At 37.8% G+C, this 9,608-nt stretch carries 12 protein-coding genes, 2 tRNA genes and 2 pseudogenes; 11 read left to right on the forward strand and 5 right to left on the reverse strand.

The features are described 5' to 3' along the window. The 5 genes from MRZ19_RS06615 to MRZ19_RS06635 all read right to left on the reverse strand — a co-directional run. The coding region (locus MRZ19_RS06615; RefSeq protein ID WP_291031518.1) for a type II secretion system protein at window positions 1–398 on the reverse strand (398 nt) is incomplete at its 3' end. An 87-nt stretch (window positions 399–485) separates the two neighbouring features. After that, on the reverse strand, window positions 486–1,145 hold the full coding sequence (locus MRZ19_RS06620) for a 16S rRNA (uracil(1498)-N(3))-methyltransferase (protein WP_291031519.1): 660 nt from the start codon (window positions 1,143–1,145) through the stop codon (window positions 486–488). A gap of 2 nt (window positions 1,146–1,147) precedes the next feature. Beyond that, window positions 1,148–1,555 (reverse strand): hypothetical protein, encoded by a 408-nt coding sequence (locus MRZ19_RS06625; RefSeq protein ID WP_291031520.1) that lies wholly within the window; start codon window positions 1,553–1,555, stop codon window positions 1,148–1,150. Between the two features lie 75 nt (window positions 1,556–1,630). Beyond that, a tRNA-Met gene (locus tag MRZ19_RS06630) sits at window positions 1,631–1,707 on the reverse strand. A gap of 52 nt (window positions 1,708–1,759) precedes the next feature. Next, window positions 1,760–1,834, reverse strand: a tRNA-Gln gene (locus MRZ19_RS06635). A gap of 119 nt (window positions 1,835–1,953) precedes the next feature. Here MRZ19_RS06635 and MRZ19_RS06640 point away from each other — a divergent pair. The 11 genes and pseudogenes from MRZ19_RS06640 to MRZ19_RS06690 all read left to right on the forward strand — a co-directional run. Then, complete coding sequence (locus MRZ19_RS06640; RefSeq protein ID WP_291031521.1) at window positions 1,954–2,988, forward strand: bifunctional 3,4-dihydroxy-2-butanone 4-phosphate synthase/GTP cyclohydrolase II; 1,035 nt, start codon at window positions 1,954–1,956, stop codon at window positions 2,986–2,988. Window positions 2,989–3,169: 181 nt separating this feature from the next. Beyond that, complete coding sequence (gene rfbA, locus MRZ19_RS06645; RefSeq protein ID WP_291031522.1) at window positions 3,170–4,054, forward strand: glucose-1-phosphate thymidylyltransferase RfbA; 885 nt, start codon at window positions 3,170–3,172, stop codon at window positions 4,052–4,054. Beyond that, window positions 4,047–5,078, forward strand: a complete 1,032-nt coding sequence (gene rfbB / locus MRZ19_RS06650; RefSeq protein ID WP_291031523.1) for a dTDP-glucose 4,6-dehydratase — start codon at window positions 4,047–4,049, stop codon at window positions 5,076–5,078. Before rfbA ends, rfbB begins: the two co-directional genes overlap by 8 nt. A 230-nt stretch (window positions 5,079–5,308) precedes the next feature. Beyond that, on the forward strand, window positions 5,309–5,665 hold the full coding sequence (locus MRZ19_RS06655; RefSeq protein WP_291031524.1) for an acyltransferase: 357 nt from the start codon (window positions 5,309–5,311) through the stop codon (window positions 5,663–5,665). 1 nt (window position 5,666) lies between these two features. After that, the gene (locus MRZ19_RS06660; RefSeq protein WP_291031525.1) at window positions 5,667–6,095 is read left to right on the forward strand and encodes an FdtA/QdtA family cupin domain-containing protein; all 429 of its coding nucleotides are present in this window, start codon (window positions 5,667–5,669) and stop codon (window positions 6,093–6,095) included. Next, entirely contained in the window at window positions 6,095–6,490 is a 396-nt protein-coding gene (locus MRZ19_RS06665) for an FdtA/QdtA family cupin domain-containing protein (protein ID WP_291031526.1), read from the forward strand. The genes MRZ19_RS06660 and MRZ19_RS06665 overlap by 1 nt, the downstream gene beginning before the upstream one ends. Continuing rightward, window positions 6,487–6,972, forward strand: a complete 486-nt coding sequence (locus MRZ19_RS06670) for an acyltransferase (protein ID WP_291031527.1) — start codon at window positions 6,487–6,489, stop codon at window positions 6,970–6,972. Before MRZ19_RS06665 ends, MRZ19_RS06670 begins: the two co-directional genes overlap by 4 nt. 54 nt (window positions 6,973–7,026) lie before the next feature. Next, window positions 7,027–7,935: a formyltransferase family protein gene (locus MRZ19_RS06675; protein ID WP_291031528.1), complete on the forward strand. Its 909-nt coding sequence runs from the start codon at window positions 7,027–7,029 to the stop codon at window positions 7,933–7,935. A 182-nt stretch (window positions 7,936–8,117) separates the two neighbouring features. Further along, window positions 8,118–8,415: pseudogene (locus tag MRZ19_RS06680) on the forward strand (hypothetical protein). Then, the gene (locus MRZ19_RS06685; RefSeq protein ID WP_291031529.1) at window positions 8,408–9,154 is read left to right on the forward strand and encodes an SDR family oxidoreductase; all 747 of its coding nucleotides are present in this window, start codon (window positions 8,408–8,410) and stop codon (window positions 9,152–9,154) included. Before MRZ19_RS06680 ends, MRZ19_RS06685 begins: the two are co-directional and overlap by 8 nt. 73 nt (window positions 9,155–9,227) lie before the next feature. Further along, window positions 9,228–9,608: pseudogene (locus MRZ19_RS06690) on the forward strand (hypothetical protein); the annotation flags it as partial.

Below are 9,608 nucleotides of genomic sequence, written 5' to 3' on the forward strand. Positions count from 1 at the left end.
GCACAAGTATCACCGCTTGCATTGCCTGGGGTTTGTGTGGAGATTTCTAAAAATTGGACACCTTTTGGTGTTGTAGCAGGTGCGCTCTTTGCATCAAGAAGCTTTGCACTAATGCAAGGGTTATTATTGGAATCTTGTAGCTTGCTTTGTATGGAGTATTCATTAAGATTCCAATTTGCGCTACTTAGTGTGATTGCGCTTAAAAATGTTCCTTCACCTTGTGCTAGGAAATACGCAGGAAAGGCAGTCTTTAGCGTGTTTATATCGCTTTTTAGGGCAACAAGTTTTGCATCATCACGGCTTGCAGAAATTTTTGGAATCGCAACAGCGGCTAAAATGCCTAAAATCACTAGAATAAATATAAGCTCTAGCATAGTAAAAGCTTTTTTGTTGCGCATTGTGTTCCCTTAAATTTGGATTCCATTTCTAAAATGGAAAAATTCTAGCAACTTTAGGCAACGCTTGTAAAGGCTTTGGAATCTTTTTTAAAAAATTTTGCTTGTGGCATACAAGGCTGCGGTTTCGCTGCGTAAAATATTAGAATTTGGCGCACTAAAGGTTGCTTGTGTGCTAAGTAGTTTGCGCTCTTGTTTGCTAAAACCTCCTTCTGCTCCGATTAAAAAAGGAATCTCTAAATGCGATTCTAACGGCTTTGCGCCAAAATCCATCACCGCAATTTTTGGGTATTTTTGTAGCACTTCTTCAAGGTTGCTGAGCGATTCCATTTTTAAGCGTGTGAGGCGACCGCATTGCCCACAAGAGTTTTCTAAGATTCTATTAAGACGCGCATTGTCAAGCTTGAAATGTTTTTGTGAAAAATCTGCATAAAAAAATGTAATGTGCGCTAGATTTAACTCGTTTAAAAAGGGCAGTGTTTTTTCAATGCTTTTAGGATCAACCATTGCCCAAATCAAATGCCCCTTTGGTGTTTTGGATTCCATATTTTGTATGGTTTTGAGTTGTAATGTGGCGGATTTTTTATCCAATGTAACAATTGCATAAATGTAAGCATTTAAATCCTTGAGATTGCACAGGGTTAAGGAATCCAATTTGCGTATTCTGCGGGCGTGGAAAAGGTGATTATAAATCTCTCCTTCAAGTTTAATGACAGACTCACCTGCGGATTTATGATAGGTGAATTGCATTGTTACACCCCATAGAGTAAAAGCATCACAAACGCGCAAAAATCTAAGCTGTATTTGATTTTTGCAAAGCGGAAAAATTTTTCGCGCTTTATGGAATCTGCTTCCCTACGGATTTGTTTTTGAAACTTATGGCGTTTAATTTCAGCCACTAAAATCACAAGCCAAAGCACAAGCATTAGCACAATTTTAAATGTTAAGATAAAACTTAGCATTGCCCAAATCACAAATCCACTAAATGCGCAAGCACTAAGTAGTGTGTAATATGCAGGGGCACAGACTGCTAGAGCGTGAAGCTTTTTTGTGTGTGAGGGTTGAGTAAAGAGTGCATAAAGATTCCAAAGAGGTGGTAAAAGCAAAGGAAAAGAAAGGAATAAATGTATAAAAATAAGCTCAGTTCCAACAAATTCCATAAAAATCGCTTTAAATTTTTGTAAGAATTGTAACAATAAAAATTTGCTTTGTAAAGATTGCAAATGCTGAGGTTTTGGTAGCGGGGGGCGGATTTGAACCACCGACCTTTGGGTTATGAGCCCAACGAGCTACCGGGCTGCTCTACCCCGCGATCACTAAAATTAAGAGAATAAAATCGCTAAATTCTTGCAGTTTGTAAGAAGTGGCTGGGGTACAAGGATTCGAACCTCGGAATGCCTGGACCAAAACCAGGTGCCTTACCGCTTGGCGATACCCCAACATTTTTAAAAGCGGGATTATATTCTTATTTTTTTCATTTGTCAATACTTAATAAGATAGATTCAGTGCGTGTTGCGCTATAATACGGATTTTGTAATAGAAAATTTTAAGGTTTTATATGGAAAATGAAACGCTTGTTCGTGTTGAAGCTGCAATTAAAGCAATTCAAAATGGTGAAATGATTATTGTTATGGATGATGAGGATAGAGAAAATGAGGGGGATTTAGTTTTAGCTGGAATCTTTAGCACGCCAGAAAAAATTAATTTTATGGCGCAAGAAGCGCGTGGATTGATTTGTGTATCTGTTACAAAAGATATTGCACAGGCACTTGATTTACCGCCAATGGTGAGTAAAAATAATTCTAATCACGAGACAGCTTTTACCGTATCCATTGATGCAAAAGATGCAAAAACAGGAATCTCTGCATTTGAGAGAGATTTGACAATCCAGTTAATGTGCAAACCTAGCACAAAGCCAGAGGATTTTGTACGTCCAGGGCATATTTTCCCACTCATTGCAAAAGAAGGGGGCGTGCTAGAGCGCACAGGGCATACAGAGGCAAGTGTGGATATTTGTCGTTTAGCGGGACTTAAGCCGGTAAGTGTGATTTGTGAGATTATGAAAAAAGATGGATTAATGGCAAGAAGGGGGGATAAATTTTTAAGTGAATTTGCCAAACAGCATAAACTTAAAATTCTTTATGTTTCGGATTTAATTGAATACCGCTTGCAATTTGAACAACTGATTGAAGTTGTCAGTAAGCATTCTTGCAAGTTTTTAGGTGTAGATTCTGTAAAAATGCGATTTAAGGATCATTTAGGGAGAGAGCATTTTGTTTTTGCCTTTGGCACTCCTAAGATTCCGCTTGTGAAATTCCATAGCATTAGGGAGGATTTAGAATTGCTAGAAAATGAAAATTTATTTGCCTCTTTAATGGAGGCAATCGCAAGGCTTAAAGAACAGGGAGGGTATTTGGTATTTTTGCGTATGCAAAACAACAAAGATATTAAGGATTTAGGAATTGGAGCGCAGATTTTAAAAAAGTTAGGAGTAGGAGATTTTAAGTTGTTAAGTAGCTCAAAGATTAATGAGTCTGAATATAGTGTTGTGAGTGGATTCAATCTAAGAATTTTAGAGTGCATTGAGATTTAAAGGTTGTGGGATTATTTTAGTGTCCTAAAATAAATATGTTATAATTCCCAAGATTTTAAGGGTTAGAATAGGGTTTTTAAAGAGAGATGGAAATTGCAGTTTTTTGGGAAAATTTAGGGCATAGGTATCTTGCCCGGATGCAAAGAAAAGTTATGCAAATTGTGCTAGAAGGTGGTTGCAGATGAGAGGCATTATTCTAGCAGGTGGAAGCGGGAGTAGGCTTTATCCCACAACACTTGGAATCTCAAAGCAGTTGCTGCCAATTTATGATAAGCCAATGATTTATTATCCACTCTCTGTGCTGATGCTTGCAAAAATCCGTGAGGTTTTAATCATCTCCACGCCTAAGGATACGCCACGATTTCAAGAGATTTTTGGCAATGGAAGTTGGCTTGGAATGGAGATACAATATTGCGTGCAAGAATCGCCAGATGGGCTAGCGCACGGGTTGATTTTAGCAGAAAAGTTTGTTAATGGAAAGGATTTAGCATTGATTTTAGGGGATAATATCTTTTATGGGCAGGGGTTTTCGCCGATGTTGCTAGAGGCAAAAGAGAGAGCAAAAAGTGGAGTGGCAAGCATTTTTTCTTATCGCGTGAAAGATCCTTGTCGCTTTGGTGTGGCGGAGTTTGATAAAGAAGGGAATGTGCTAAGTTTAGAGGAAAAGCCTAGAAATCCAAAGAGTAATTTTGCAGTTACAGGGCTGTATTTTTATGATAATAATGCGATTTCTATTGCAAAATCCCTTAAGCCTTCAGCGCGTGGAGAGCTAGAAATTACTGATGTAAATATCGCATATTTAAAGCAAGGCAAGTTGTATTCTCAAGGTTTGGGGCGTGGGTTTGCGTGGCTTGATACAGGCACGCACGATAGTTTGCTAGAGGCTGGGAGTTTTGTGCAAACCATTGAGTTAAGACAGGGTTATAAGGTGGCTTGTTTAGAGGAGATTGCGTATTCTAATGGTTGGATTAGCCAAGAATTACTTTTAAAGCGTGCGGAGAGTTTAAGTAAGAGTGGTTATGGGGAATATTTGAAAAATATTTTAGAAATGGAATCTAATGGTTAGAAATCTTTTAATTACGGGTGGAGCTGGGTTTATTGGAAGTAATTTTATAGAATTTTTTTTGCAAAAGTATCCAAATTATAAGATTATTAATTTAGACTTACTTGCGTATGCTGGGGATTTAGAGAATTTAAAAGCAGTGAGCCAACATTCAAATTACACTTTTATTCAAGGGGATATTTGTGATGAAGCGTTAGTGGCTAGTTTATTTAGGGATTTTAAGGTTGATGGTGTGATTCATTTTGCAGCAGAATCACATGTGGATAATTCTATAAAGAATCCAAATGCTTTTGTGAAAACAAATATCAATGGGACTTTTAACTTGCTGCATAATGCGTATTTAGCGTGGTTTGAAGCACCTCATAAACTAAAAGTTAGTAAAGAGCATTGTGTGTTTCATCACATTAGCACAGATGAAGTCTTTGGCTCTTTGGGAGAGGGTGGGTATTTTAGAGAATCTAGCCCTTATGCGCCAAACTCCCCATATTCTGCTTCTAAAGCGTCAAGCGATATGCTTGTGCGTAGTTATTTTCACACTTATGGATTAAAGACTTTTATTACAAATTGTTCGAATAATTATGGTCCAAAGCAACACGATGAAAAGCTAATCCCTACGATTATTCGCAATGCTTTGCATAGAAAAGCGATTCCAATTTATGGTGATGGGAAAAATGTCCGTGATTGGCTTTTTGTTAAGGATCATTGCGCAGGCGTTGATGGGGTGTTTCATTCAAAGCTTTATGGGGAGACTTTTAATATTGGCGGGAATTGTGAGCTGTGTAACATTGAGATTGCACGGCGGATTTGTGCGATTTTAGATAAAAAGATTCCTAGAAAAGATGGAATCTCTTATGCCACACAGATTGCTTTTGTGCAAGATAGAGCAGGGCACGATAGGCGTTATGCGGTGGATTTTAGCAAGATAACAAAGGCTTTAGGTTGGAATCCTAATGAGAGTTTTGAGAGTGGTTTGGAAAAAACGATTGGGTGGTATTTAGAAAAATATGGAGTGAAAAATGAGAGCTAAGATTATCAAATGGACAAATTTATTTTTGAGATTTAGAATTTTTTGGTTTGCTAAGATTTTGTCCAATGTGCGTTTAAAAAAGGGTAATTTTCATATTGTATCCCCTACTTTATTTCTATGCTATGAAGGTGGGCAAATAGGAATTTGGGAGGGTGTGCATCTAGGATACTACCCTTCACCTTATTTCTTCAGTGGATACAATCATTTTCAGGTGTGGGGGGTGGGGCGTTATGATACACGCTCATACATTTATTAATAATAATTTTTCTCTTTGTGCTTCTTATTCTAATATTACAATCGGGCAGCGTTGTATGATAGGTCCAAAATTTACAGCGATGAGTGGCGATGGACACGGCTTATCAATTAAGTATAGGAATAATCATATCGATAAGATTAAGTGTACGGATATTGTAATTGGTGATGATTGTTTCATTGGTGCAAATGTTACGATTTTAAAGGGGGTGCATCTAGGCAGGGGCTGTGTTGTGGGGGCAGGGAGTGTGGTTACAAAGTCTTTTGGTGAAAATTCACTCATCGCTGGCAATCCTGCTAGGCTTATAAGAACAATCAATCAAGATGAGGATTAATATGCGCTATCAAATCATTGACTTTGACTTTTTTAAAAGCAAGGATTCCATTCTTGTAGCGATGCAACACAACACAAATTGTCCTTTTGTAATTGCACGCGTGTTTTATATTTATGGTGTGCCTTGTGGCGCAACTAGGGGAGACCACGCAAATGTAAATTCGCGCTTTTTGTTCGTGGCACTTAAAGGTAGCTGTAAGATAAAAATTGATGATGGAAGGGGGCAGGAGATTATCAAGTTAGACTCGGCGACAAGGGGCTTGTATTTAGATAAAATGCTGTGGAAGCAAATGTTTGAGTTTAGTAAGGATTGCGTGTTGCTAGTGTTAAGTGATTGTTATTATGATAAAGATGAGTATATTTATGATTATAATAAATACTGCTCTCTTGTGCGGGGGGGGGGGCATATAATTGATGCTCTAGCAGCATAATGGATTATAGGCTTATGCGTATGGAAGTAAAGGTTGATGCGCGTGGAAAATTGGTGTCTTTAGAGGGGTTAAAAAATATTCCCTTTGCGATTAAGAGATTTTATTATATGTATGATACAATCCCTGATAAAGAGAGAGGATTTCACGCACACAGGGAGTTAGAGCAACTTGTAATTGCCATTGATGGGGCGTGTGAGTTTGTGCTAGATGATGGTAGAAGTCGTGATAGTGTGTGGTTAAATCGCCCTGATGTTGGGTTATATATTGGCAAAAAGATGTGGCGAGAGATGCGGAATTTTTCTTATGGTTGTAAGCTTATGGTGCTTGCAAGCGATTATTATGATGAGAGTGAATACATTAGGGATTATGCGATGTTTTTAAAGGAAGTGTTGTGATACATTATTTAGCGGATGTTCAAAGTCAAAATATCGGTTCTAATACGAAGATTTGGCAGTTTTGCGTGGTGTTGCCACAGGCTGTGATTGGTAAAAATTGTAACATTTGCGCGCATTGTTTTATAGAAAATGATGTGAAAATTGGAAATAATGTAACCCTTAAAAATGGTGTGTCTTTGTGGGATGGAATTATTATTGAAGACAATGTGTTTATCGGTCCAAATGTTAGCTTTACCAATGATAAATATCCGCGTTCTAAAAAATATCCTAAGGAATTTGCTAAAACGATTCTTAAAAAAGGCGCTAGCATTGGTGCGAATGCTACGATACTTCCGGGCGTGGTGATTGGCGAGAATGCGATGGTAGCAGCAGGTGCGATTGTGACAAAAGATGTCCCACCAAATGCTTTAGTAAAAACGCAAATCCACACAATCACGCAAGCAATAACTGCTACACTTATTCCTGTGCGGGGGGGGGGGTAAATTTAGCTGCCCCACGCAAGGGCGTAAAAGAGCTAGCTTGCTAGGGGTAGCGTGATGCAAATTTGTATTGCTGGGAAAAACTCCATTGCCGTTAATGCTTTAGCGTATTTGTTGGAATCTTTTAGCGTGGATTCTCTTATGGTGATTCCTAATGCTACGGATTGCGGGCTTGATACTTGGCAGCCTTCATTGTTAAAGTTTGCTAGGGAAAATCAAGTGCGTGTGATTTCCTTAGAAGAAGCGTATAGGATTCCGCATTTAATCTTTTTGTCTTTGGAATTTGATAGGATTGTTAGGGTTGAAAAGTTTAAAAGTGAGAATCTTTTTAATATCCATTTTTCAAAACTTCCAAAGTTTAAGGGGGTTTATACTTCCATAATGCCTATTTTATGCGGTGAGATGGAGAGTGGAGTTACGCTACATAGGATAGATTCTGGGATTGATACAGGCGAGATTATCGCGCAAAGAAGCTTTAGCATAGGGATTAATGATACGGCTAGGGATTTGTATTTTAAGTATTTAGAAAATGCTTTTATGCTGTTTTGTGAAAATTTGCAATCGCTTTTGCAGGGGAGTTTTAGGAGTCAAAGGCAGGATTGCTTTAGTGGAAGTTATTATTGTAGAAAAGATGTTGATTTACAAAATATTGCGATTAATCTTAAGAAAACAAGTTTTGAAATCCACAATCAGCTTAGGGCTTTTATCTTCAAAGAGTATCAATTCCCAAAACTTAATGGAATCGCAATTACAAAATCGCGCTTAAGTGATGTGTTTATTGGTAGAAATACCTTTAGGGAATATGGCGATAGGTTTGTTTTATCTGGGATTTGTGGCTATGAGATTCAGGCTTATAAATCTAGTGTTTCTGTTGATAGTGCTTTTATTGATGGTGCTTGTGAAGCTAGCGGTAAATCTAGTGCTTGCGCTAAAACTACTGCTGTGCGGGGGAGGGGGGGATTATAGTTGTTTGTTGCCTAATTTTTGGGCGGCAATTTTATATTTTTCAATCTTTTATTTTTATCTCTTTTTTAATTCTACATTTTTTTCAAATTTTTCAAACAAAAAATCAAAACTTTTTTATAAGGAAAAATGATGAAAAATACATATAATTTTACAAAAATAGATTTTATTACTAGGAGAACCTTATGCAAACACAAATTCAAACATTAATTTTGCAAGCGTTGGAATCTCTAGCAGATGAGCTAGAAAATGAGAATCTAAAAAATCCAACACTTGAGACAAAAATCTATGGGATTGAGGGTAATTTAGATTCTCTAGCTCTTGTAAGCTTTATTGCTGACTTAGAGGAGATGTTAGCAACAACGCTTAATATTAATCTTGTCCCTAGCTGATGAAAAGACAATGAGCGGAAGAAATTCACCTTTTAAAGATGTCGCTACTTTAAGTGCCTATATCCTAGAAAAAAGTCAAAGTAATGCCTAGAGTTATACTTATCACAGGGACACGCAAGGGCATAGGCAGGGATTTAAGCGAGTATTACTTAAATAAGGGCGATATTGTGTGTGGCTGTTCGCGCACACAAAGCAATTTGGAGCATAAAAACTACAGACATTTTACCCTTGATGTGAGCGATGAAAATGCGGTTGTAAATATGGTAAGGGCTGTGAAAAAGGAATTTGGCACAATTGATGTGTTGCTGAATAATGCGGGAATTGCTTCTATGAATCATATCCTTACCACACCACTAAAAACTATGCAAAATATCTTTAACACAAATGTATTTGGTAGCTTTCTTTTCTTACGAGAAGTGTCAAAAGTTATGGTGCAAGATTATAAAAAGCGTGTGAAGGATTTGGAATCTAAAGAGACAACGCAAATGCCTTATCGTATCGTAAATTTCTCCACAGTCGCCACCCCCTTACGCCTAGAGGGCGAAGCCGCCTATGCTGCCTCAAAAGCCGCACTAGTGAATCTTACACAAGTGTGTGCTAAGGAATTAAGCGAGTTTGGTATCACCATAAATGCCGTTGGTCCCACACCTGTGCCAACGGATTTAATCAAAAATGTCCCTAAAACAAAAATGGACGCACTTTTAAACCAACAAGCCATCAAGCGTTTTGGTGAGTTTAGAGATGTGCTAAATGCCATTGAGTTTTTCTTAGATGAAAAGAGTGATTTTATCACGGCTCAAGTGATTTATCTTGGAGGCGTAAATACGTAGCGATTCTTATAATTTCACACATCCATTTCTACAAAAGATTGAAAGCTTTAAGCAAGACTTACCCTGCCTTATTGTGCAAAATCAAAGCTACACTTATGGTGAGCTTTTAGATTCTACGCGCAATGCCCTAAATTTGCTAAAGGACATAAAGGCAAATAGTGTCATTGGCATTATCGGCGATTATGATTTAGAGACTTTAGCCTTTTTCCTAGCGTGTGTAGAAAAGGGCTTTATTATCACGCCTTTATCTGCTTCACTTGCCCCAAAAGATTCTATAAAAACCAAAACGCCCACTGCGGAAGTATCTTTAGGCAATTTTGCAGGTTGTGTAGATATTGCAACAAGGAGTTATCTAAACGATAATGACGCAGTTGCAATATCAAACTCCTGCAAAAGTGGCAAAGAGACAATGCAGATTCTAGATTCTAAAATTTCTACTATGCTTCAATCCTAT

The organism is Helicobacter sp. (genome assembly GCF_022770205.1).
Lineage (GTDB): Bacteria > Campylobacterota > Campylobacteria > Campylobacterales > Helicobacteraceae > Helicobacter_D.